The sequence below is a fragment of the Paraburkholderia nodosa DSM 21604 genome, assembly GCF_000519185.1.
GTDB lineage: Bacteria > Pseudomonadota > Gammaproteobacteria > Burkholderiales > Burkholderiaceae > Paraburkholderia > Paraburkholderia nodosa.
On sequence record NZ_JAFA01000036.1, the window covers coordinates 14,667 to 40,500 of the forward strand.

Annotated in this window: 10 protein-coding genes; 2 read left to right on the plus strand and 8 right to left on the minus strand. The window is 63.6% G+C overall.

Features of this window, described 5'->3' with window-relative positions; translation table 11 throughout:
* Positions 1-17: 17 nt before the first annotated feature.
* The 5 genes from A3CW_RS0134905 to A3CW_RS0134925 form a co-directional block, all read right to left on the minus strand.
* Positions 18-398 carry a hypothetical protein gene (locus A3CW_RS0134905; RefSeq protein WP_028207674.1) on the minus strand — a complete coding sequence of 127 codons (381 nt, stop codon included), beginning with the start codon at positions 396-398 and terminating at the stop codon, positions 18-20.
* Positions 395-11,590, minus strand: a complete 11,196-nt coding sequence (locus tag A3CW_RS48595) for a two-partner secretion domain-containing protein (RefSeq protein WP_081771952.1) — start codon at positions 11,588-11,590, stop codon at positions 395-397. The genes A3CW_RS0134905 and A3CW_RS48595 overlap by 4 nt, the downstream gene beginning before the upstream one ends.
* A 143-nt stretch (positions 11,591-11,733) precedes the next feature.
* Positions 11,734-12,684 (minus strand): peptidylprolyl isomerase, encoded by a 951-nt coding sequence (locus A3CW_RS0134915; RefSeq protein ID WP_028207675.1) that lies wholly within the window; start codon positions 12,682-12,684, stop codon positions 11,734-11,736.
* 10 nt (positions 12,685-12,694) lie between these two features.
* The gene (locus A3CW_RS0134920) at positions 12,695-14,503 is read right to left on the minus strand and encodes a ShlB/FhaC/HecB family hemolysin secretion/activation protein (RefSeq protein ID WP_051481925.1); all 1,809 of its coding nucleotides are present in this window, start codon (positions 14,501-14,503) and stop codon (positions 12,695-12,697) included.
* The gene (locus A3CW_RS0134925) at positions 14,500-16,653 is read right to left on the minus strand and encodes a two-partner secretion domain-containing protein (RefSeq protein ID WP_028207677.1); all 2,154 of its coding nucleotides are present in this window, start codon (positions 16,651-16,653) and stop codon (positions 14,500-14,502) included. Before A3CW_RS0134925 ends, A3CW_RS0134920 begins: the two co-directional genes overlap by 4 nt.
* A gap of 366 nt (positions 16,654-17,019) precedes the next feature.
* Between A3CW_RS0134925 and A3CW_RS0134930 the strand changes: the two genes are divergently transcribed.
* Together A3CW_RS0134930 and A3CW_RS0134935 are read left to right on the plus strand one after the other, a co-directional pair.
* Positions 17,020-17,475, plus strand: a complete 456-nt coding sequence (locus A3CW_RS0134930) for a DUF2846 domain-containing protein (RefSeq protein ID WP_028207678.1) — start codon at positions 17,020-17,022, stop codon at positions 17,473-17,475.
* Positions 17,476-17,968: 493 nt separating this feature from the next.
* Positions 17,969-19,501: a M48 family metallopeptidase gene (locus A3CW_RS0134935; protein ID WP_028207679.1), complete on the plus strand. Its 1,533-nt coding sequence runs from the start codon at positions 17,969-17,971 to the stop codon at positions 19,499-19,501.
* Positions 19,502-19,636: 135 nt separating this feature from the next.
* On the opposite strand, the gene A3CW_RS0134940 is transcribed toward A3CW_RS0134935, so the two are convergent.
* The 3 genes from A3CW_RS0134940 to A3CW_RS0134950 are packed head-to-tail and all read right to left on the minus strand — an operon-like array spanning position 19,637 to position 25,833.
* Positions 19,637-20,119 carry a hypothetical protein gene (locus A3CW_RS0134940; protein WP_028207680.1) on the minus strand — a complete coding sequence of 161 codons (483 nt, stop codon included), beginning with the start codon at positions 20,117-20,119 and terminating at the stop codon, positions 19,637-19,639.
* Positions 20,116-24,582, minus strand: coding sequence for an RHS repeat-associated core domain-containing protein (locus A3CW_RS0134945; protein ID WP_081771954.1), 4,467 nt, complete (start codon positions 24,580-24,582; stop codon positions 20,116-20,118). Before A3CW_RS0134945 ends, A3CW_RS0134940 begins: the two co-directional genes overlap by 4 nt.
* A complete protein-coding gene (locus A3CW_RS0134950; RefSeq protein ID WP_028207682.1) occupies positions 24,583-25,833 on the minus strand; it encodes a tetratricopeptide repeat protein in 1,251 nt (416 codons plus the stop codon).
* Position 25,834: the final 1 nt, after the last annotated feature.

Sequence of the window (25,834 nt, forward strand, 5' to 3'; positions counted from 1 at the left end):
AAATTGGTCGGCAACATCTATTTTTCCAGCCCGACATATGGTGAGGGCAATGCGAACCACAAACCGCCAGGATCGGGGTCGACCGCGCCGTTAGCAAGCCACTCATCGACTATCGAGTTCGCAACTTCTTCGTTTGCGTCGCCGTACTGCGATTGAAGTATCCAGTCGTACTTGGTGCCGCCGCCCCCCACAACGGGTTTCGCGCCGCGCTCCAATAACGCAAGCACGCAACGGTATACAAACTCTGTGAGATCACCACCACTTAATCCAAACCCATCACGTCCCGCCGGGACGATCTGCCACAACCCTACCGCATCGACTGACAGTTCATCGGGAACCGTTCGAACGTGCTCAGCGATCGTATGACCGTAGAGCTTATGCCGGGCATCCATTTTCATTGCTGATGCACCTTAAATCCAGATGGCAGGCTGGGATTATTGCTCTTAATTACATCGATGGTTGTACCACTAGACTGGCTTGTTCTGATGCCAAAGACAGAACCGTCCGGCATTTGGTACCAAGTTCCATTGTAGCCTGAAGGAGTTGCCACCGGCGTGGCACCTTGCATTAATTGCGATTCAATTTGGGCAAATTGTGCCGACGTGACCGTCTGAATATTCTGGCCAGCACCTGGCTTCACAAAACCGACCGGCTCACCGTTCGGCAGCAAAATATCGCTTATGCTGCCACTGTTCGCGCCCGCTCCACTATAAGCCGGTGGAGCATCCGAAACGATATCTGCGCCAGGGCCTCCCCCACCACTGCCTTCCGTGATTGGCTGGTTCAGCGGATCATCCGGAATGCCGCCCACGTGCCCCGTCGAGTTGTTCAGTGCCTCATTCTGCGCCGCCGTCGCTCCCGCGATCGCATTTTGCCCCAACGCCCCGGCCAGGCCTCCACCGGCCAGCGTTGCCAATCCCGTGATCACAGCAATCTGCCCGGTCGTAAGCTGTGCGTGGGTCGGGTCGATTCCATCGATCACAGCAGGCGATACCAGCGCACTCGTGGCCCCGCCAATCGCCCCTCCGGCACACCCCGTGCCTTCCGCCGCACTCGCCGCACAACCCAATGCCGCATGGAGCGCCACGCTTTCGAACGAACCGGCAGGCGCATTCGACCCGATTGCACCCGCCCCAATCGCCGCGATATCGGCCACCGCATCGTAGCGCAACGCCGTCATAAAGCTGCCGCCTTCAATCGCCGTCGAAATCCCGGCGCTGATGACGCTCTGCTCGCCGACGCTTACCAGTGCCTGCCCGGCGTTCTCCAGCGTCTGCACGATGTCGGGCGAGATCAGGTTCGAGCCCATACCCCCGAAGTCGCCGCCCACGCCCAGCCCCACATCAACCCCCTCGGTGAGCGCGGCCACAGCTCCGGCCTTCACCACATCCATTGGGTTAATGGTGCCTGAATTCACAACGTCATCGAGCGCCGCTGACAGCATCGCGCCGGCTAGCGGACCCATCACGTACGAAAGCGCAATGGCCGCAGCAATTTCAATGACCTGGTCAAACGCCCCCAGCCCCAGCCCGCCCGATGACACGAAGCTCGTATGCAGGTTGTCGCTCAGCGACATCTGCGTGAAGTTGCCCCCGAGCTGCTGCTGCAGCTGCGCAATCAACTGCTGCGTTCCCGCCTGATTGACCGTGCCGTCAGCATTGAGCTTCTGCAATACTCCGCCGATCTGACTCAGCGTCTGCACGTTCAGGCTCATGTCGGCGGCACTCATAAAGCCGCCCGGCTGGACCTCCGTACCCGTCATGTCGGTGTAGCCGCCCTTCACTGAATTCCAGATCTGCCCGACATTGACCTGGTTCGCCTGGTTGGTCAGCGTGCCGGTGTTCACTGTTAGCGTGCCGCCGGAAGTGATGCTGCCCGTATTGGTGATACTGCCGCCCGTGGCAGCGCTGCCGAAGTCGAGGGTGAGGCTCTTGGTCGCCTCGATGTTGCCGCCCGCCGAAAGCGCGTTCCAGTTCTCCGGCAGATAGACCTGCGGCATCAGTGCCGTGATGGTCGGACAAGTCGCATAACCCGTCGCCTGGCACGACGGGTCAGGCACGGTCTGCTCGACGTACCAGAGCATCGGCTGCGTCAGCGCGTTGACCTGCGTTTGCGTGAGCGCCGCGCCGAGTTGCACGTTGTTCTGCTCGGCGTAGGTGAGCGCATTCTGGTACAGGATCCCCTTTTCCTGCTCCGTCACCGAGAGGTTGTTCGTACTGTCATACGTGAGCCCACTCACGAAGCTCGCCTGCCCGGTCTGCTGCAGCGCGGCCTGCTGCAGCACGAGGTCTTCTTCCTGCGGGTTGTAATAGAAAAGCGTCGATGAAGGCTGCAGCGAAGCCGGCAGCGCGTTGATCAACTGCTGCGGCCCAAGCAGCGACGTCTGCGAGCCGAGCACCCCATCGACGTACGAGGCGGTACCCGCCACTGCGGTCGGCAGCGGCGTCCCCACGGAACGCGGCGTCGAGATGTTGAGCCCGGGCAGTGCCTGCGGCGTCAGCGAGATAACCTGCGACGGGGCATTCACGACCGGCGTGTAGGTGTTCGCGGTCGTAATGCCATTGATGAGCTTTTGCCCGGTAAGTGACACGCTGGTGCCCAGCACGTTGCCCACGTTCTGGATCTGCCCGCCAGACGAAATCGTGAGATTGGGCGCCTGAATGGTGGCGGCGATGTTGCCTACGGGCGTAGGCGGATCGATCGCCCCACCCACGCTCGTATAGGCGCTACCGTAAAGCGCCGTGCATTCCGCAGCCGAGCCGCACGCCCAGGTGTTATGGCGCTTGTCACTGCTGAACAGACCCGTTTCCTGGACCCATTCCGAGTGCCAGTAGGCATTGAGCGTCTGCGCTTCGTTGACGACGGGACCAGCAACGTTGATGGTCGCGCTAGTGCCCGCCGAAATCAGGCTGCCGATATTCGTGAGGCTGCCTGCACTGATTTGCAGGTTGTTGCCCGCGCTGATGACCGACGAACTTCCGGACTGCTGGTCGACATACGCTTCGCAGTAGCTCTCCTTGTAACCGCCAGCGGTCATGCAGCCTGCGTACGCCTCCTGCGACCCATAGTCCTCGTGCACCTGGACGGGGGGTGGCAACGTGTTGGTGATTGCGCCCGAAACGTTCAGCGTGATGTTGTTCCCAGCGACGATGTTGCCCGATGTGTTGTTCAGGCTCTGCGCCGGCGTCGTTGACGTGGCCGTCGAACCTACACCGCCGATCACGATGTCGTGACCCGCAAGCAGGCTGCCATCCGTGTTGTTGATGCTGCCCGCTGCCACCACGAGGTCGTGACCGGCAAAGATCGTCGCGCCCTGTTCCGAATAGGAGAACGTCGACGAGTTCGGATTGTCGCCTCGCACGGACATGTTGTTGTCGCACTCCGAGCCGCTCACACCGGAGGCGCAGCCGGGCTGCGTCGACGGGTTCGTCAAACGCTGCCCCTGGTTGGTCAGGCTACCCGAGGCGACCACGACATCGTTGCCGGCGTAGAGCACGCCTCCATTGACGAGATTGCCGCCCGAGAACGTCATGTTCCGACCGGCAATGATCGAGCCTTGCTGGCCAAATGTGGTTGTGCCGCTGGTATCGGTTTGAGAGGAACTCGCCGAGGAATTGAACGCGATCGTACTGGCAGGAAAGTTATTGGCGCCGCCGCCCGTACCGGCAATCGCGACGGACGCTCCCAGGGCGTCCAGCGCCGCCATGAACGCATTCAGTTGCGCCTGGTCGACGGAACTCACAACGGTTGCCGGAACATTCGGCAGCGCCGCATTGTTCAGGGACTGCAGGTTCAGGTTGACGTCGAGCCCAGCGGAAATACTCCCGCCCACGTTCGATAGTGAACCGGCCGTCATGTTGATACTGCCGCCAGCGATCATGATGCTCGGGATAGCCGCGCCGGTCGTCGTGGTCGTCTGGTCAATGCCCGGCAGGGCAATGGTCTGAACACCCGCCTGCCCCTTGAGCGTGCTGCCTACCGCCACGGGATAGCAGTTCCCCGACACATCGCAGTAGCTCTGGCCCTGCACATAGAGGACGCCGCCTGACACGTCCGGCTCGATCGACGAGAGCGTCGCCGGCATGCTCCAGGAGGCAGGAAAGCAGTTGCCCTGATTGCCACCCGGCGCGCATTCAGCCATGGTCGTCGTCCCGATGACGATCTGGCCGATGAGGTTCGGATCTGCCGCTGCGCTCGCCACCTGTGTCGTGGTCTGGGTCGCTCCGGCCTGCGCATTGTTGACCACCGCGCCCGCGTTGATATCGAGGTCCCCGCCCGCAGCAATCGTGCCGACCACGTTGTACACAGTTCCCGCCGTGTTCAGGCTGATCGTGCCACCCGCCTGCGTCGTGCCGCCGGCGTTGTTGTAGTCGCCACCTCCTGTGAACGAAATATTCCCGGTCGCTTCGATCGTGCCGCTGTTGGTCACGCTACCAGACAGGTTGGCATTGCTGCCCGCGCGAATAACGGCATTCTGGGCATTCGACAGATTGCCCTCGAGGTCGACGTCTGCGGCGCTGATGATTTGCCCGCTGTTGGCGATCGTGCCAGCCGTCGAGATGTTGAGCGTGCCGGTGGAGTTGACCACACCCGCGTTCGAAAAACCATTGATCGCGTTGATGGCGACACTGCCCGCGCTCAGGTCCCAGCTTTGTGCATTGGACACCGAGTCGAACGTCATCGAGAGCGTGTTGCCGGCACTGATCGTTCCTGCGCTCGAACTGTCAAAGGTGGCGTTGGACGCATTCACCGCAGCGTTGTCGATCGCCAGAATCTGACCACTCGCGTTATAGAGGGATGCACCGCCGCCGTTGATCGTGAGGGAAAGATTGCCCGTGGTGCCGCCTGTGGGGTTGCCCGCGAAAATCAACCCACCCTGGTTATTGAGTGCCCCCGTATTGATCGTGAGCGCATTCAATCCCATCAGCGACCCGCCGCTGTTATTCAGCGTGCCGCCCACGTTCACGACCGTGTTCGTGCCGTTCACAAGGCCCGCGTTCGTGAAGTTCGATGCATTCACGGTCGTGGTGCCCACCGAAACCAGCGAGGCGTTCGCCGCGTTGACGACGTTCTGCCCCGAGACGTTCAGATCACCGCCTGCCAGCACGCTGCCCGCGTTATAGAAGCCGCCCTGCGAGGCCAGCGTCGCGCCGCCCACCACATCGACCGCGCCGCCAGTGAGGTTCAACTGGCTGGACGCCTGCGCATTGAGGGCACCGCCGACAATGGCCTGGCCAATGTCGACCGTAGCACCGGTGAGTTGCAGGTTCTGCGAGGTCACGAGCGACGCCTGACTCGCGTCGAGCGTACCCTGCGCCGTGGCGACGAGGTTCTTCGTCACGCTGGCCGAGCCGCTCATCGCGACGTTGCTGCCGGTAAGGGTCAAGCCGCCCGCGACCACGCTGGTGCCCGAGAGCGTCAGCGTCTGCCCGGCCGTGAGCATCGTATCGCCGTTCGACGACACGCCGTTCACACTCACGTTGCCCTGGGTGCCCGTGACGTTGACGATGCCCATCGACGACACGCCGCCCGCGAGCGTCGCACCGTTCGCAGCCTGCACGCTCACGTTCCCGCCGCCTTGCACCGCGCCCGAAAACGCGATGCTGCCGCTGTGCGAAGTGGCGCTTACATTGCCTTCGGCCGTCGCCGCGCCGAACGACATGTCGCCGCCCGAGGTCGCCGTGAAGGCACCCGCGGTCTGCACTGCGCCAAGCGTGACCGCTCCGCCCGCACTCACGCCAATGTCATTGACGAACGTGAGCGCGCCACCGCCGCCAATTGCACCGCCGGCCGTAAATGTCCCCGCACCGAGGCCGAGGAACGTGCCACCAAGCGTCATGCCGTTGCCTGCGGTCACGGTCGTGTCGCCGTTCACGAGCGCACCTGCCTGCAGCACAGCATTGCCGCCCGCGTTCGCGTTCAGATGCCCGCCCGTGGTGATCGCGCCCGCCACGCTCAGGTTGCCGGAAGTGGCGTTGAGGTCGACGTCGCTGTTGGCCGCAACCGTGCCGCCGATGCTCGCATTGCGTCCCGCAGTCACCGCAAGCGTTGCACCGCTCGAGAGCGCGCCGCCCGTCTGTACGTCACGGGCCGCAGTCAGCGTCGTTGCGGTGCCGGAGGTCACGCCATTCGTCACGACGATATCGCCCGTCCCGGAATTTCCGTTCGCCTTGACGGTGACAGCGCCACCCGCCGCAGCCGACCCCATCGCGACGCCGTTGCCCGCCGTCGCGGCAAGATCGCCGTTCGTCGTCACCGCGCCGCCGATGGCGATGTTATTGCCAGCGTTCAGCGTGGCCTGCTGGCCAAACGCCACGGACGCGCCACCGATCGTCCCGCCCGCCTGCAGCGTGCCGGTACCCTGCGCGGCGATACCGCCCGCCAGCGCCATGTCGCCGCCCGAGGTGAGCGCTGCGTTGCCACCGGCCTGCATCTGCCCGGTGAAGGCGAGCGACTGCCCGGCGCTCGCGTTCAGGTTGCCCTGGGTCGTCACGTTTCCGGCGCTCGCGCTGCCGTTCGTGGCGGTGAGCGTGAGGTCGCCTGCCGAATTCACGTCGGCGGCGCTGATATTGCGCGCGGCACTCGCGTTCGTCGTACCGCCCGCGTTCAGCGCCCCGCCGATGCCGACGTCGCGTGCCGCCTGCAACGTCACATTGCCAAGCGCGGTGACCGGGCCCGTAAATGTCACGTCGCCCTCGCCCGCATTACCATTGGCAAGCACGCTGAGGTTGCCGCTCACGGCCTGAACACTGCCGAGGCCCGCGTTGTTGCCACCCGCCGCACTGATCGAGGCGCCCTGCAGCGAACCGGTCAAGGCAAGGTTGTTGCCCGCCGTCAACGTTGCCGGATTGGCAAACGCAGCCGAGCCGGCGCCGGTCATGTCACGTCCCGCGTTGAACGTCCCCGCCATCTGCCCGGCCACCGTACCTGTCAGCGCAACATCGCGCCCCGCCTGAACCGTCACGTTGCCCGCTGCCGCGTTCTGGCCGCCGAGTGTCGCGTCCAGACCCGCCGTCACGCTGAACGCGCCAGAGGTGGTCGCCGTGCCGCCCAGCGTCGCGCTGCCGGTTTGCGCACTGACGTCGAGGTCGCCCACCGATTCGAGCGCACCCGTAACCTGCGCGTTGCGCTGCGCATTGAGCGTGAGTGTCGCGCCGCTGCCGGCCGAACCGCTCACCAGCACGTCGCGCGCGCCCGTGAGCGTGATCGCGCCTTGCGAAGTCGCGGTGCCGGTGATCGCGGCATCTCCCGTCGTCGCGTTGCCGCTGGTGCCGTTCGCCGTGAGCGCGAGCGTGGTTGCCGACGAGACGTTGTTGAGCGCGGCGTTATCGCCGCCTATCGCCTGCACGCTGTTACCCTGCAGCGTGCCGGTCAGCGCAATGTTGCCCTGCGCGCCGAGGACCGCCGCGCTCGTGAACGCCTGTGTGCCGGCGCCGGTGATATCACGGCCCGCCGAGACAGTGCCGTTGCTGGCAACCAGCGTGCCGTTGAGCACGGCGTCGCGGCCCGCGTTGAGCGTCGCGTCGCCGGTGGCGCTTGTGCTCGCGCCCAGCGAGAGATCGAGCCCCGTGGTGATGGCAAGATTGCCGCCGCTGTTGATTCCGCCCGCGGCTGCGAGACTGCCGTTCTGCGCGTTAAGCGTGACGTCGCTGTTGGCCTCGATCGCACCAGCCACCGCGATGCTGCCAAGCGCCGTGACGCCAAGCGTCGTGCCCGAAGCAAGCTTGCCGCCCTGCGCCACCGTTACGTCGCCGTTCGCCGTCGCGCTGAACGCGCCAGCAGACGCTGCTGCCCCGTTCACCGTGAGGTTGCCGCTGCCGAGCGCCCCAGCACCCAGCGCCAGCGTGCTGGCGGACTCCACGTTGTTCAGCGCCGCGTCGGCGCCAGCGGTCACCTGGACGGACTGCCCCTGCACGAGGCCGCCCTGCGCGATGTTGCGCGTGGCGCTCAGGATCGCACTCTGGCCGAATGCGAGCGTGCCCGCACCGCCAATGTCGCGCCCCGCGCTCACGCTGCCATTGCCCTGCCCGTTCACCGACCCGCCAACGTTAACGTCGCGCGCGGCCAGTATCGTCGTGTCGAGCGCAGCCGTCGCTGAGCCGCTCACGTTCGCGTCCGTGCCCGCCGTGATGCCGAGCGCGCCGCTGCTGTTGAGCGCGCCGCTCACGTTCACGCTGCCGGTCTGCGCGGCGAGCGTCGTGTCGACCGCCGATTGCAGCGTGCCGGTCACGTTCACGTCGTTGCCCGCGTTCAGGGCAACACCTGCGCCGCCCGCGAGCGTGCCGCCCAGGTTGACGTCGTGCTGCGCAGACAGCGCGATGGTCGAGCCCGCTGAAACATTCGCGAAGCTGCCAGAACCGCCTGCCGTGGTCTGCACGGTCGCGCCACGCAGCGAGCCGGTGAGCGTCGTGTCGCCCCCCGAGGCGAGATTCGCCGCAAGCCCGAACGCGAGCGTGCCCGCGCCGCCAATCGCGTTGCCAGCCGTGACCGTGCCGTTGCCCTGGGCGACGACCGAACCGTTCATTGTCACGTTCTGGGCAGCCGTGAGCGTCATGTCGCCAAGCGACGCCGTGCTGCTCGTGCCAGGATCGCTGCCGAGTTCGATCGACTGGCCCGCATTCGCGCTGAGATTCGCACCGCTCTGGATAACGCCGGTGCTCAGGAGCGAGCCTGCCGTATTCGCGAGCGTGAGGTCGCCATTGGACTGGACGGTGCCGCTCACGTGTGTGTCTATGGCTGCGGTCACGCCGAGCGTCCCCGAAGCTTCGAGCGTGCCGGGCACCGATACCGAAGCCGCCGCCGTCACCGCCGCATTGTCAAGCGACGCGATGGTACCGTTGACCTGCACGTCGCCGCCGCCAGCATTGCCTTGCGCGATGATCGCGAGCGCCGAGTTCGCCTGAATATCCGCAAGCGCGGCCGAATTGCCGGCATTGAGCGTGACGTGATCGCCCTGCAGCGAACCGGTGGTTGTCAGGTTATTTGCAGCGCTGACGGATACGTCCTTCGAAATGCCGATGCTGCCGCCCAGCACGGCATCCCGCCCGGCCGTGATCGTCGCACCGCCCTGCCCCGCGAAGGTGCCTCCGAGCGTCACATCACGCCCTGCCGCAAGCACAGTGTCGCCTGTTGCACTGGTCGCGCCGGTCATGGCGACGTCCTGCCCCGCCTGCGCAGTGAGCGCGCCGCCGCTGTTGAGCGTGCCGCTGGCCGCTATATCGTTCGCCGCGCTCATGGCGAGGTCGCCCACCGACTGAACCGTGCCTGCCGCCGCGACATTCACGTCGTGCTGCGCGGTGAGCGCTACGCCCGAACCGCCCGCGAGCGTGCCTTTCACGTCGATGTCCGTGCCGGCCCGCACGGTCGTCGCGCCAACTGCGGCGGCATTGCCGTTGAAAGTCGCGCTGCCGGTTGCAGCCGTGACCGCGAATGCGCCGCCCGCCTGCACGTCGTTGAGCGCAACATTGCCCCCGGCGCCCACCTGGAGTCCGTTCGCGAGCAGCTTGCCCGTGAGCGTAACGTCCCCGCCTGCCGTCAATGCGCCGCCCTGCCCGAACGCGACCGATCCCGCGCCCGTGATACCGGCCGCTGCGTTGAACGCACCGTTTTGCTGGACGATCGTCACGCCGTCCAGACTCATGCTGCCCGCACTCACGTTTGCGTTCGTGCCGACGAGCAGGGAACCCGGCACGCTGAACGCACCTGACGTCGCCGCATTCAGCGTCGTGCCGCTCGCCAGTGACCCAGAGACGGCAATGCCGCCAGTGCCCGCCGTGAGACTAACGGCACCCAGCGCCGTGGCCTGCGCACCGATCGTCGTCCCTGTGCCCGAAGACAGTGCAAGGCTGCCGTTGCTGTTGACGCTGGCGGTCGTCACGAGATTTCCGGTAGTCGCATTCAGTGCGAGATCGCCGGACGTTTGCGTGGCTGCATTGACGCCCACGTTGCGCTGGGCCGTCGCCTGCAGACTCCCGCTGCTGGTCGCGCCGTTGATCGTGACGTCGCGTGCAGCACTGAGCGTTGTCGCACCGGTCGCGACCGTCGTGCCGCTGAGCGTCACGTCGCCCGCGCCGTCGTGGCCCTGCGCCGTCACCGCAAGGTTGCCGCCGGCCTGGATATCGCCCGTCGTCGCGTTCGCGCCCGCGTTCAGCGCGATGTCACCCTGGGCCTGTGCGTTCGCGACGTTGAGGTTGCCGCCCGCCGTCGCCGTGAGGGCGCCATTGGTCTGGATCGTGCCGCTCGACGTCACGTCGCCGTTCGCCGCAATCGAATAACCCGTGATCCCGACATGCGAACCTGCGAGCGTCACGCTCCCGCCCGACTGCACGCTCACCTTCTGCTGCGCCGCCGTACCCGCCATCGACACGTCCCCGTTCGCGGAAAGCGTGATGTCGCCCGTGTTCGCGGCAAGCTGCGCATCGGTGCGCACACCCATGCCCGCCGCAGTGCCAATCATCTGGATCTGGCCCGCCGTCATCGCGCCGTAGGCCGTTGCATCGATCGCGAGGCCGCCGTTCGCCCCGCCACTCGCGGCGTTGATCGCGGCGGCGGTGTTCGTCGCGCCGTTTGCGCTGGTAGACCAGGTCGTGCCGGTCGAATCGACCGCTGTTGGCGCGACGTTCTGAACGCCAGCAATCGCATTGATACGCGTGCCGGCATAGAGCGGCGCATTCACGCCGATCGTCGCGCCGATGAGGTCGATGGTCCCGACCGTGCCTTCGATGCCCGCGCCCGGACCGTTGACGCCCGGGTTGCCTTCAATCTGGATATGGCCGCCGGTCACGTTGTAGCCGATGGCCTGGGCACTATCGAACCCGACCTGCGAGCCGCCGATGCCCGAAAGGAATTGTGGCGTCCCGGTAGAAAGCGTGACGCCGACGGTATTCGTGAATCCCGTACCGCGCGTGGTGATGCCGTTCGGATTCGCGATGATGACGGTTGCGGGCGCGCCGAACACTTCGAGCGGGCCGTTGAGCAGACTTGCGAACGCCGAGCCCGTGGACGTGACCTGATTGACGATGACGCTCGCCGTGCGGCCGTTAAGGTTCGGATTCGCGGCGACTTCGCCTCCCGTGAGTGACGTACCCGACGCAAGGCTGTTATTGAGAATCAGGCCAACGGGATCGATGTTGAACGTCTGGAACTGGTTCAGCGAGATGCCGGCCGCGTTGGGCGCGGTGATGTTGACCACGGGCACGCCGCCGCCTGCCCCCGTGGATTGCGTGATCTTTGGCTGGAACGTGATCGGCGCAGTGGGATCGACGATCGGCGTCGCCTCTGCGGCCTGCATGGCAAAACGCACACGCAGTGCGGCGAGATCGTTGATGACCTGCCACGCTTCGTCGTCGAGACGATGACTGCCAGCGCCGAGCACGCCCGCCGCATCGCGTCCCTGCTCGAAGGCAAAACTGATCGGACCGAGGAACGAAACAACGGCTACGACGAGCGCTACCGCGCGCTGCCAGAAGCGAAAGCGTGGCGGCGCGTGCACGATGAGCCACGCTAGCGCGTCATGACGCGCGCGCTGCGCATTGCGCTGCATCCGTGCAGATGCGAGCCGCTTGAGTGTTCCCCGTTGCGATGCGTACATGGTCGTTCCGATCTTTCTTGTTGACTGCTTTGCGATCGTGAGCCGTCCGTCTTCGGCAGACGGGCGGTCTCGAGGCCGGGCGGCAGCATGAACGTCGCCGCGCAGCCCGTGCTACTGCTTTACTTCTGCTCTTACTTCCACTGTTACTGCTCGATGTGCGCCTGCTTCGTCAGGCCCAGCACGAGCTCGGCGGCTGCTTTCGTCTGTGCGGCCTGCTCCAGTTGCCTGCGCAGCATTTCCTTCGACTGGTCGAAGGTGGGAATCTGCGTGGCGCGCTTTTCGTCGGCGCGCACGATCCAGTACGTCCCGTCGATCTGCACCGGCGCACTCGTCACGCCGCCCTGCGGCAACTTCACCAGCGCCTCGGCGAGCGGCTGCGGCCAGTTCTGCGTCTTGCCCGCCTCGATCGGCGTCTTGAACGAGATCCAGCCCATCTCACCGCCCTGCGCCGCATTCGGCCCCTGGCTGAACTGTCGCGCGAGCTGCGCGAAATCCACGCCCTTCTTGAGCTGGTCGAGCACCTTCTGTGCGGTGTCGGCGTCGCGTGTGGCAATCACGCGCGGCTTGTATTCGGTGTCGCCAAGGGTTGCGACGACCTTGTCGTATTGCGCCTTCAAGTCAGCGTCGCTGACCTGCACGGGCTTGAGCTGATCCTGCAGCCACGCCTGGGTCACCACGGTCGCTTTCACCTGGTCGATTTCCGCCTGCACGGCAGGCCGGCTTTCGTAGTGCGCCTTTTCTGCCGCCTGGCGGAACAGTTCGCGCGCAATCAGCTGGTTCTTGAGCGTCGCACGCAGCGCTGGGGTGTCCGGCGCATGCGAAAGCTTCACCGCGGCATCGAGCCGGTCCTGTGGAATGGGCACGCCGTTCACGCGTGCGATCACGCCCGGCGGCAGGCCAGTCTCCTGCGCATTCGCGTTTGCATCCGCATTGGCTTTCGCCTTCGCGCTCGAGTCCGTTGCCTTTGCCTTCGTATGCACCGTCGCGTACGCGTTGTTTGCGCCAATCAAGCCCACCGCGCCTGCGGTTGCTGCCACGAACGCCACGCGTATCGCGAACCGTCCTGCGCCCTGCATTGAAATCGACCTGCTCATGTCTGCTCCTTTATTCCGACCAGTTGATCGTTGCGAGTACGACGGTTGCCTTCTCGCCCATGGAAGCGGGCTGCAACAGCGCCCGGCCCACGAGCACTTCGCCCGTCATCGTGTGAGTGCCGAAACGGCGCGCGGCGCGTACACCCACGCCTGCGCCCATCAATGTCGGCCAGCCGCCCTGAGCCACCAGGTGCGACTTGCCGCCATCGAGAAATACGTAGGGTTCGAGATGCGTGTCGAAGCACGCTGGCGCGTTCTGCCAGACGGTTTCATTGCGCAGGTAAAAACCGCTATCGCCGGCGATGCCGCCTTCCGTGAAGCCGCGCACCGAGTCCATGCCGCCGAGAAAGATCTGCTCGTTGCCGAAGAGCGCCACCGCGCTGTACTGCGCGCGCAGCCTGCCCCGGTACGCGAAGGAGAGCGCACCGAGCTGGCCCACCGTCGCCTGCAGCGTGAGTGTGGCGTCGCCCATGGTGAACTGGCTGTGCGCGTCGCTGCTGTCGATATCAGGCCCGTCGTGGCTCGCGGAGAGCCACGGCAGGCCCTGCGAAATGCCGAGATCCCACGTGGCCGCGGCCGGATCGCCATGCGCCGCGAACCGGTACAGTCCGTTCACACCGATGCGCGCCACCGTGAGGTCCTGCGGGGAGAGTTCGATCCCGTTGACGCTGCGCTCGGTGCGCAACTTGGTCAGCGTCGCGTCCAGACTGATGCGGCCGCTCGCCGAGCGCGTGAGCACGTCGTTCCAGCCGAGTGTCTGGCTGAACGTGCGCCCGTCGAGCAGCGCCGTGTCGCCAATGGCCTGCTGATACTCCGAAAGCGCTGTCGTGTAACTAAGCGTCTGGTAGCCGAACGGCACCGCCGCGGAAAACACCAGCGCATTGCTGTTTTCGGAGCCGACATAACTGAGCCCGAGGGACTCCTGAAAACCGATCGCGTTGTCTGCTTCGAGTGAAGCGCGATAGCGCAGCGTGCCCGTGCTGGAACTGCCGTAATTGTCGAGGCCAGCATCGACATAGAACGGGCCACCGTAGTGATTCGTGATGGCGACAATCGAATCGCCCGGCGCCTCGCCGGGCAGGATCTGGATCTGCGCCTGATTGCGGCGCAGCCGGTTAATCTGGTCGACGCCCTGCTCGAGGTCGGGCAGGCGCAGCGCATCGCCCTGTGAAGCGCCGAATGCCCAGGCCGTACCATCGTCGGAGAGAAAGCCACCGCCCACGGGCGGTACACGTCCCGGTTGTGCGCTGCGCGGCCGCAGCGGCTGGCCATTGAGCGTAAATGCCGCAATGCGCCCCGCCACCACGTTGATCGTCAGCGTGCCCGAGGCGAGATTCTGCTGCCCGAGGTACGCGCGCGTGGTGATGTAGCCGTGCGCAATGAAGGCTTCAGTCAGCCGGCGAAGCAACAGGTTGATACGGTTGCGGCCCAGCATCCTGCCAATGAATGGCTGCGCGACTTCATCGAGCGCGTTGCGCGAGACCGGCGAGTCACCGGTGAATTCGATGTGGTCGATGCGGAACATCGGCGCGACGTCCGGCAATGACTCCACATCCGCGCCGGCAGGCAGGTTCGGCACCGCGCCCTCCGGCACCGAGATCTGCGCGGGGGCCTGCTGGAGTTCGTCGTTGCGTTGCTGGTCGCGCTGCTGCTGCAGCAGGCGCTGCGCCGGGTCTTGCACCGCGCGGGCACCTTGCGGGAGTGCAGGCAGTTGAGGCGGAGGAAGCGGAGGCGCCAGCTGTGCGCGCGCATTCGACGCGAGCAGTATCCCCGCCAGCACGGCCGCGCGCAAACTGGCCTGAACGAAGGGCGTGCTCACAGACCGAACCACGACACGAGCCCGATCGAGTTATGCGTACCGATCCCCACCGGCTGCTGCCAGCGCGGGCGCGTCGTGACAACCCCACCACCCGCATGCACACCGTTGGGCGCGATGAAGGCGCCGCCGTCAATTTCGCCCGCGCCGGTAAGTTCCACAGCGCCAGAGCCGCCCTCAAACAGGCCGCCGGTATCCGTTGCGTAGATCGACGCCCAGCCGTTGCCGAACCATGCCTTCAGGTCGTGCGTCTCGTTGATGGCGCTATAGCCCAGGACGGCTTGCGCGAGCGTGCGCGGCGCGTCGAGCGACAGCTTGCCCACGGCGAGCACGGTGCCACCCGTGTTGGTGATCTGCGTGCCCGCCTTGAGGCTGATATCCGTGCCCGCCTCGATCACGCCGCCAAATGCCTGCACGGAACTGCTCGCACTCGACTTGCAGAAAATGAAGCAGGATTGCCGGTATGCCGCCTGGCCGGTGAAAACGGCCTGCGTGTCGAGTGTGCCAAGCGCGGTCATCGAGACTGCGCCGTTATTCGACAGGATCGAGCCGCCTGTATTGGCGATATTGTTTGCGTTGATCGTCACGTTGCCCGAATCGGCCGTGACGTAGGCGAGTTCGTTGGCATCCGCGAGCTGTCCGTAATCGACGTTGAAGCCGCTGTTGCGATGGCGGAAGAAGAGGAAACCGCTGCTGCTCTGCGAGAAACCGACCGCCGCGCCGTTTGCCACGCCCGTGGTGTGATCGGCGATATTGCTGAAGTCGCCGCCTGCCGTGATGTTTACATTGTTGTTCGACAGCACGCGCGCATTTTCATTGACGACATCGCCGCCTGCGACGATCGAAACATCGCCCTGCACGCCGAAGAGAATGCCAAGGGCTCCCCCTGGATTCGACTGGTTGAGCACGTTGCCCGCGGCGGCGATCGTCACCGCACCCTTCGACGCAGTGTCTCCGGATGTTTGCTGCTGCCCCTGGATGAGCGATCCGACATTGACGATATCGCCGCTGCTCTGAAGCACGACGCCCGCGCTCGCCGATGCGACGGTCGAACCCTTCTGCGCACTATCGAGTTCGAAAGTCAGACCGTTCGCGCCCAGATTGACTGCGCCGTTAGCGATGACGCTGCTCCCCGTGAGCGTCATTGCGCCAGTAGCGGTGAGTGCGGCGGCGCCGTTGTTGGCGTTGACCTGGGTGTCGGAGAATGCGAGCGCATCCTTGACGCTGAAACTCACATCGGTCGCCGCGTTGACCGAACTGTTGGAGAACTGCACCGCGCCGTTCGAGCTCAGCGAGAAATTGCCGAGCGACGCATTCAGCGGACCCGCACTGCGCACGCCCGGTCCCTGGTCGGTCACGATCAGTTCGATGCGCCCGCTCGCGATGCTGCCTGCTGCCGTGATGTCGAGTGCAAAACTTTTTGCCTGCGCATTGGCAGCACTGGATGTGATCGACATCCAGTCGTTCGCGTTATCCGAGGCGGAAAAACCCGTGTTGAGCGTGACCGAACTCGTGCCCGCCAGAATGCGTGTGAGCGCCGTTCCCGAGGAAAACGTGTTATTCAACGCCCCGTTGACCTGGACATTCTTCGCGATGAGATCGAGATCCACGAGCGCGCTCGACAGGCCGCCCGGACCAATCACGATCGTGCCGCCGGTCGTGCCGAGCACGACATTGCGCTGAACCACGCCCGGCGCGATTTGCACATCGCTGAAACTGACCTGACCGGTCGTGAGCGCCACGTGGCCGGCGTTGATGAACGAGCCGCCGTTGACCGTGATGCCGTTGGGGTTGGCGAGAATGACGTTCGCGCGCGAACCTGCGACGGTAATTGCGCCTTCGATCAGGCTCGGATTCGTGCTCGTCACCTGATTGACGATCGTACGCGCGTTGATACCGACGTTATTGAGCGTCGCGCCCGCTGCGCCCACGTTGAACGTCGAATAGGTGTTCTGCGAAACGCCCGCGACAGCCGGCGCGATATTGACGGTTTGCGCACCACCCGCAGTGGTCGTGACCGTCGTCGCGGTTCTGCCATCCGGCACGATGACGCCGGCGAGCGCGAACGGTGGCGCCAGGACTGCGCTGGTCAGGAGAACGAATAACGCGCGCAGGCCATCGCTGCGCGCCTGGACATACCATCGGCTTTGCATTGTTTTCTTCCCCGGCACGCGCGAGCATTGCATGCGCTGGGAACCCCGGAGCGGTCGGTGTACCGCGTGTTTTAAGTTCGTTTTTGGCTGCTCATGCGAGGCTATCGGCAACCTTCAGACGAATCTTTAATGGGGCGCAATCATTTTATGCTTGCTGAATTTAAGTAATATAAATGATTGGAATTTGAAACCAAATTGAATGTTTTTTTGGATCGAACATTAGAGTTCGACTTCAAGCGGTATTGAGGCGGCGGTAAAGAACTGGAATTTCGTGCCGTAATTCAAAAATGCCAATGTTGGGCGAAATGCGCCACCCAGCCAGGCATTCTTGTTTTCAGCCAATTCGGGATTTATCGGGACACTTGAATGAAGAACCTCTACCGCACTTTGTCGCTCTCGGTCGGCGTAGCATTGCTCGCAGCAGGGTGTGCATCGGGACCACAATACAAGGACGTCGCATCTTCGATACCGACGCTCGCGGCCGATTATGGCCGAATCTATTTCTTCCGCGCTGACAGCTTCGCTGGAGCCATGATCCAGCCGGAAATCAAGCTTAACGACAAGGTCGTCGGGCGCTCCGTACCGGGTGGTTTCTTCTACGTGGACGAGATCCCGGGCGATTACACGGTGTCGACAACGACTGAGACGAAGAACGAGGTATCGTTCACCTTGCGCGCGGGTGATACGAAATACGTGCGTACGTCTATCAGCATGGGCATTCTGGTTGGGCATATCACGCCAACGCTGGATGATCCGGAAACCGCACCTCACGAGGTCGAGCAGCTCAAATATACCGGCGCGACGACCACGGCCGCAAAATAGAGCCGTTGAATTGAACAGACCGGATAGCAAGGTGGGTGGCGCGCTGCCCACTGGATAGAGATTTTCCGGCCCATTCGAAAGTGCGCCTCGGATCGCCGACAACTTCGTGCTGCGTCTCGGGAAAGCCGCTCAGAAGGAAAAGTGATTTTCTGCGAGTCGCGCGAGATCCCGGGTCGATATCGACCGCCAGACAGCAACTGGTTGAAAGCCATTGCTGCCGGAAATAGGTAGTAGATCGTTTGAGTCGCGCGCTCACGCGAACGCGTCCTCCTACGCTATTCGTATCTCCGCCGACACAATCTGTGATCGGAAGCGGTAGTTCGATGCCCGCCGACGTCCGGCAGTAATCCGCCTGGATAACGGACCCGGCCGACGTATGCCCACAACATTTTCAGAAAATCCTTAAGAAGATGTGGCATTTGTCGAAATAGCCGCTCCGCGCTTCGCGACGCTGTCGCCGTAAAAGTACGATCACGCTCAAAGAGACCTGCAAATGGCCAACAAGCCGCTTTCCCGCACCAAGGCGCTGTGCATGTTGCTCGCCTGCCTGTTCTTCATTCCCGTATTCGGCGTACTGACGGCGCACTTCATGGCCTCGGTGTACGAGGGCCAGTTTCACGATTCGGTGGTGTTCAATCAGCGTCTGGTCACCGAAGAAAACTATCAAGCCCGGCACCTGAGCTATGCCTCGGTTTGTGCACAGATCCGCGCTGCGGGAAACGCGGAAGGCTATAAGGAAATGTGTTCCCCGGCGGACGAGGTCGCGATCGTCAAATACGCTTCGTGGGCGATCGCCGCCATCGGTGGTTTGATCTTGCTCGTGATTTACGGCGGCAGAGCGATCGCCGGCACGAATCGCGCACGGCTGAGCCGGATGTTCGGCTTCGTTGTGCGTGCCGTGATGTTCCTGCTCGCGGTCTCGGTGTTCGGGCAAGCGGTGTTGTTCGTCTTTTCGGTCTACACGATCGAGACCATGACGATTCATCAGGTTCACGCGGTGCTGCTCGCCACCGTGGGATTTGCAGCGCTGCTCGTGTGCTGGACGCTGCTGCGCTCGACGTTCCAGTTCTTCAAGGAAACACCGATGCTTATCAAGGCCGTGCAACTCGATCGCGAGTCTCAGCCTCGGTTGTTTCAATTCGTCGACGACATCGCACGTCGGCTCGGCGCACGATCACCGGCCAATATCATCGCCGGGCTCGAGCCCAATTTCTTCGTTACCGCTGGGCCCGTTGCGTTGTTTGGCCGTCACGGCACGATCGCGAACGAAACGCTGTTTATTTCGCTTTGCACGATGCGCTTGTTCAGCAAGCCGGAGTTTGCGGCAGTGATCGGCCACGAACTCGGACACTTCCGTGGCGACGACGTGATTTACAGCAAACGCTTTGCGCCCGCCTACTCACGACTCGGCCTAGCGTGGTCTGCGATGGCGTCGGCACGCGGAGGCAATGCCTCGGATCTCGCACGTCTGCCGGCCATCGTGACGCTGGGCACGTGCTGGAATGTCTTTGCGTCCGCGGAGCGCTCCATCGGACGAGAGCGCGAAATGCTCGCCGATCAGGCGGGCGCTGAGGCGTCGGACGCCCGGTCACTTGCGCGTGCGCTGGTGAAAATCGCGACCCATGCGCGCCAATGGGGCGCGCTCACGCGCGCGCATATCGATGAACTGGCCGAGGGACGCATGTATGAGAACTTGTCGGTGACCTATCAGTACGGCTGCCGCACCGCGCTCGGCGCGATGGACTGGAACGCCGCGCGCGACGAGCTTGGCAAGACAGCGGTCGCGCACCCCGTCGACACTCATCCGCCGCTTTCGCAACGTCTGCAGGGTCTGGGTACGTCGCTCGACGAGGTCACCCTCGAGGAGGTGGGGGTGCCCGAAGAATCGGCCATCCATCTGCTGCAGGACCCCGAGGCGGTCGAACAGGAGCTTTCGAAGCTCGAAGCCCAATGGCTAGTTGCCATTCGCGCGGTAGTCGTTCCGAGGAATCAGGCACGATCCGGGGAATCTGTTGGCGAAATGTAATTGTCGTGCACTCCAATGGCCGAGGTGGGCTACATAGCGGTCGTACTTGAGCGACTGCCGGCCGTCGCAATGGGTCGGGTTATGCCCTTTGCGTCGAGCATAGGATAACCTGGCATCGAATTTTCAAAACGGTAACTAAAGCCCCCGCGCGTCGTACACCCCTCTCGCAAGCGGAAACTGACTCAACGAGGACACGATCAAGGCCCCCGACGTCAGTTCGAGCAGGGCTTTGCAGAGGTCTACGAACGCCGGGGCTCCGGACTGCGGATACGACACGTTCAGTCCGATCGACCATCCCGCGCGACGCCAGGCGTTCGCCAGATCGGCAACGGCCATCGAATGGTTGTAATTCTTGAGCCCGGCGAGCAAATCTTCTTCGTCGTCCACGCCGTCGTTCCTCCACACCCATAGCACCGCCTGAACCTCGCCAATAACGACGTAGTAGGCCTCCCCCGGTTCGAGCACCTCACCCAAGTCCAATTCCCGGTTGTCGACGAAATCACGAATGACAATACTGGATCGCCCATGGGCTTCATGGCTCCCCGCAAGCCGCTCGATTAACGTACCGGCATTGACCGGTTGCGCGACGGCCGGTACGACCTCGAACTGACACGTCATGGCTTGGGCCCAAGTGGCGGAATGGAATCATCGATCACATGCTTCATCACCCCTCCTTGCTCGAAAATCCGGACGACACCGTTGTTTGTATCGATGATTATCTCCTTGAATGGATCCTGCGGAAATACGTTCGGCTTGCTGTTGTCGAGGAAATCCGTGATCTCCTGTGTCGTGAGATTCCTCGCCTGAACATGAACGATCGTTTGACCAAGCGTCCCCGGTGGCAGATAGTGCGGGTCGGTTGGCGGCTTCAGCGCGGCCTTCTTTATCTGTCCGGCATTCTCTCGAATCGTTCGGAAAACATTCTTCGGCGGCTGGTCGAGATCCTTCAATGAAACGGGAATATTCTTGCCATCGGGCGTTTCAAAATACCCCTCGATACCTTGCCGTCCCTTGGTGTACGCCCCGCTCGCATCGCGCTCTGGAAATTTGAATTCTCCGCCTCCCAGGATCTCCCCGAAGCGCCTCGCCTGCACTTCTTCGTGCGGGTTATCGCATACGCCACTGATCGTCACTTGCGCCGGATCGGGCTCATCGCTGTGCGTGCCTGCATCCGGATTTTCCCGATCGGGCTTCTTCTGGTTGTCGTTCTCATCGGACGCCTCCTGGCCATCGCACGTCCCTCCTCCTGTGAGCCCGAAAACGTCGACGGATATCAGCGGATTAGCCGGATAGGCGTACAAGTTGACCCCTCCGGATTGTCCGGCGGGATCGGATTGAAGATATCGCCCGAGGCGCGGGCTATACGACCGGAATCGATTGTCGTGAAGTCCGGTCTCGGAATCGAAGTAATGCCCGGGCCAGCGCAGCGCATAGTCGACGGTATTGCCGGCGGCGACCTCGATCGCACCATATGGATCGATCTCCGCCGCTTCCCAGACAACCCGCCACGCCTTGTCCTCGATGCGCTCGGGCAGCCCAACCTGGTTGCACAGCACGAAGTACGCCGCGCCAGATTCCGGCGCTGCGTCCAGGCTCGCATAATCGATGAACATGAACGGCGAGAAGGCCGTTTCATTAACGTAGACGTAGATTCTCAGCCGCCCGTCTGGCCCCCTCTCCGCCGCCAGGCGGTCGCCGTCCCAATAGTATTCGGTGCGCCGCTGCCCCAGCGTCTTCGCACATCGCCGGCACAGCCCGTCATACTCCGCGCGCCAGGCACCGTCCCAATCGCTGCTCGTGACTTCGACCAGCATGTCCAGGCTGTCGTAACGATAAGCGGTGCAGCAATGTTTACTCAAGGACTCCGAAAGATGATTTCGATGATCGTAGCGGTAGGCCACGCCGACCGTCGAAGTTAGCCGGTTGCCCTCTACGCAGGATAGCCACTGATGCGTGGGCGTGGACAACAGATTGCCGCCTCGGTCGTATTTGAAGTGACGCACGGGCCATCCGTTGCGAAACTCGCCAGTCAGCCGATGTGCAGCGTCGTATTCATATCGTGTCGCGCCATTTGCGCTATCGGTCGCCGCACGAAGCTCGCCGAACGGGCTGTATTGGTAGTGCACGCAATGCACCGGCGATGCGGCACCCTCGGTCCACCCGAGGCGCTCCACGCATCGGCCTTCGGCGTCGAACTGGTACAGCCAGTGCCTGCCATTGCCAAGGCGCAGCAATATGCGGCCGTCAGCAGCACGCGCAAAGCCATGCACGCCGCCGCAGGGGTCCTGAATGTGCACGTCGTCACTTTTCCCATGCGCTTCGTAACGTACTACAAAGCGTTCAAAGTACGTCGTGCTGCAGAGTGATCCGTCGATATACGCGTGCTGGACACCCAGACCATCGCGCAGATCCGCAATGCGGCGGCCGCGCGTATCGTAGGCGAGCGTGACATCGAATCGATCCGTCGACGCCTTCGTGAATTTTCCGCGTGCATCGTACTCGTAGCTGTGCGTTGCGCCGCTTGCGAGTATCCGCTTGCTATGCAAACCGTTCGAGCCGACCTCGAAACGCAACAACACCTCTCCCGTCGCGTCTTTCTTTTCGATCAACCTGTCGCCGATGTCGTACGTATAGGTTTCGCGCACGACTCCGTGACGCATGACGCTACTGATCCGATTTTTCAGGTCGTACGTATAGAGGCTTTCGTTGCCGTTCGCATCGACGATCGCAGCAATCCGTGCCTTCGCAGTGTATCGGTAACTGACGGTATTTCCCAGCGGATCGGTCTCGCTCTGCCGCAGATTGAATGAGGCGATGGCGTAGCGGTAGTCGCGGCCGTCCCTATCGCGTAGCCGCAAGACGTTGCCGACCGAATCGACGTCAATATGTCTGGCTCGCTCCGATTCGTCGGTTTGCGCCCGCTGATGTACCACCGCGTCGCCGTGCGCGGAAGTTGTCGGTGCCATCGGGCGCGACGCGCTAACAAGCTGTTCGACTTGTGGCGAAAGCAGCACCGTCCCGGCCAGTTCGCTAGGCTCGACGTCTCCCCATTGCAACGCCAACGGCGCATCAGGCACTGTATGCACCAAAGCATTGGGTAGCGTAGCGACCTCGTCCCACGGTGGCCAGCGTTTGCCCCAACGGTCCATGCGTCCTGTGTTACGTCCGCGTTCATCGTACAGCCAACGCACTTTGCGTCCGCCCGAATCGATCTCTTGAACGATGCGGCCGTCCGGCCCGATCAAGCGATCCGTCGCGCCGCCATACGGATCGACAACACGTGTCACTGTGCGCGATTTGTTATAAAGAAAGGTCCATTTGCCGCCATCGGCGCGCGTGACCACCGTTCGCCCCGGCTGATAGTCGAGCACGACGCGCCACATTCCATCCTGTCCGACGCTTTCGACACAACGGCTATCGCTGTCGTAACGGTAGGAAAATGAATAACCGTTGGCATCCGTCTCCCGAATCATGCGCCGCCGGTTGTCGTAGCCGTATGTCATCGATGCGCCGAGCGCATTGGTGGACGTCACCAGACATCCAGCGGCATCGTAGCGGTACCGGGCGATGCGTGAGACCGTGCCTTGCGCATCGGTCAGACGCACCTCGATGACATGGCCATGCGCGTCATAAATGAAGTCGATCAACTGGCTGCGCCCGCCACGCAACGCCATCTGTTCGACGTGCCGTAGCGTGCCGTCACTTGCGTAGCGAAAGCCACTTTCTACGCCATCACGCAGATGGCGCACAAGCCGCGCCGTACCTTGCACTTCGCTCGTGCGTTCGAATGTGAGTTCACCTTGCGCGCCGTGCCTCAGCACGAACCGATTGATACTGCGCTGCTCGAGTCCATAGCCAGCGAACACGCCCTCGTAGCGCCCCGCCCGGTTACACCGAATCGGGTATTCCCGGTTCTGACCGTCCACATAGATCGCACGCGTGCGCAGCAGTCGCAACTCATGCTGCAACACATGACGAAAGCCGAAACCGAGCTCGCCGTCACGATCGCTCCAGCCGCTGCAGTAATAGCGTTCCCATTTGAACGCGGGCGCAACCCTGGTTTCATAGTCGACAAATGTGTTTTCCGCCGTGCCCATGACCACATCGACCGGATGCCCGTCCTTGCACGGCCCCTCGTTCGTCCGCTTCGGCTCTTCAGCTGGCTCCTTTGCCTTCTTGCGCAGCCCCCAACCCAACATCAGCATGGCAAGCGCATCGGGCATCGGGAAGCCGCCGATCAGGACGCTCGCGTCGCCCTCGATCAGCGTTCCCATTCCTGGCTCAACGCCCGGATCCTTGCCCATCAGATTGCTCATCGCCATCGCGATCGCGTCGGCCGCTGTCTGCGCCGCCGTCATCTCGACGGCGGCCGCCCCAGCGCCATCCACGGCCTGGTCGGTGGCCGTCAGCCCGCCGGAGGCCACCGGCGCCGCCATTCCGGCAATGTGCATCGCACGCTTGAGTGCGCTCGCCTTCTCAGCCTCCTGCGCGGCGTGCCCCGCGCCGCTCATGCCGAGCGGATTGCAGTGACGCGTCAGGTCCAGCGCCATGCGCGCCGCGCGCGCGCCACCGATGAAGGTATTGCTCGATCCGGTACAGATCTCGAAGATGGGCGCAAAGCCGCCACAGGTGGGCGCGAGGCCGATGTCGAGCACCCGGGCCGCGGGCATGCCCCCATACAGAACGCTCAGGCAGCCGCTTCCGATCGTCATGCCGCAGCTTGGCATCGGCACACCATCGCTCGGCGGGTGCGCGTGCGCATGTGGCACCCCGAGATGCGGCACGCCGATGAACGCAGCCGGCATGCCGGGCACGAGATTCGCGCCGGGAATCATCGCCATGCCCGTATTGAGCAGCTGATCGAGCGCGCCGAGACTGCCCACCGCGCCGCTCACGACGTTGGTGACGCGGTCAAGCGTGTTGGCCTTCGGGTTACCGAGCTGCTGAAACGGCTGCGCGCCGGCATTGACCGCACTGGCAAGCGCGTCGACCGACGCGTTGCCGGTCGGCGAGATCAACGGCGCAGGCGGCGGGGGCGGCTCGTTAGCCGGGCTGGCCGGATTTCCGGACGGGGTGCTCATTTATCGACGCGCTCCCTCACGATATGAAGGAATCCGATCTTTCTCCATCTCGTAGGCTTTAGCCTGGGTCTTCAAGCCGGCCTGCGCATACAGGGCGGCCAGCCGTTCGAGCAGCGAGCGGCGCTGATGCTCGCAACCGAACCGTTCGCACAGCGTTTTCGCCTCGGTCCACGTGCGTGCTGCCTCGGCCGTCTTATGCGCACCCAGCAGGGCCACGCCGAGCTTCTCCAGTGCGGCGACGCTCGCGTGCGGGAACATCAGCTTGTCCGCACCGCGGCTCGCGAGCTCGAAATATTCGGCCGCGCGCGCGGGCTGTTTCAGGCGCAGGCAAGCTTCCCCAGACGCCAAGAGCATATTGAGCGTCACGCCCAGGTTGCCGCTGTCCGCCGCGGCATCGAGCGCATGTGCATACCAGCGGCTCGCATCGGCGTGCTGGCCGCTGCGCGTCGCGACATCGCCGATTCCACCCAGCGCCAGCGCCTGCCCGAGCGGGTCGCGCTGCTCACGATGCCAGCCATACAGCAGGCGATATTTCTCCAGCGCCTGGTCGAGCCGCCCGTGCATGAGATCGAGCGCGGCCAGTTGCATTGCCGCCTGCATCCGCTCAGCCGGCGGGCGGGCCGCGTCGTTCATTGCGCCCACCAGGACATCGGCGCTCTTTTCCGGCGAGAAGTCGAGGTCGAGCAGGAGCACGTGTTGCGCTTTCGCGCGCTGCTCTTGCGGCAGCAGGAAGCGCCGAGAACTATCGTCGCGAACGCAGAAGCGGTGGCCCTCCATCCACGCCTCGAAGCCATCGAGCGCAAGCAGCGGCAACACCGTCTCGCGATAACCGGCGGCGTCCGCGAGCGTCGATGGCATGAGCCCCCAGACGATATCGACGCCATCCGCAACCAGCGTGCGCACATGCTCGATCGCCGCTCTTAGCCGCCGGGCGGGGGGCTGCCCCGGATCGGTGCAAAGCAACGGGAGCTCGGCCCATGGCGTCACGCCCTCTTGCGCGCGCACCTGGTTCTCGGCGGCGATCTGCGCGGCGAGCGATGCCATGCACTGCTGCATAAAGCGGCCCGACGCGTCGCATTCGAACGGGAACAACAGGTAGACGCGCCGCGTGTCGCGCCGATCGCGTTCCTGCAGCATCCTGAACGCGAGCACGACGTCGAGATCGGTTGCGCCGAGCACGAGTGTCGGATAGTCGGGCTGCTCGATGAACGCGCCCAGCGCAGCATCCTTGGCGGCAAATTCGCGCTGCATC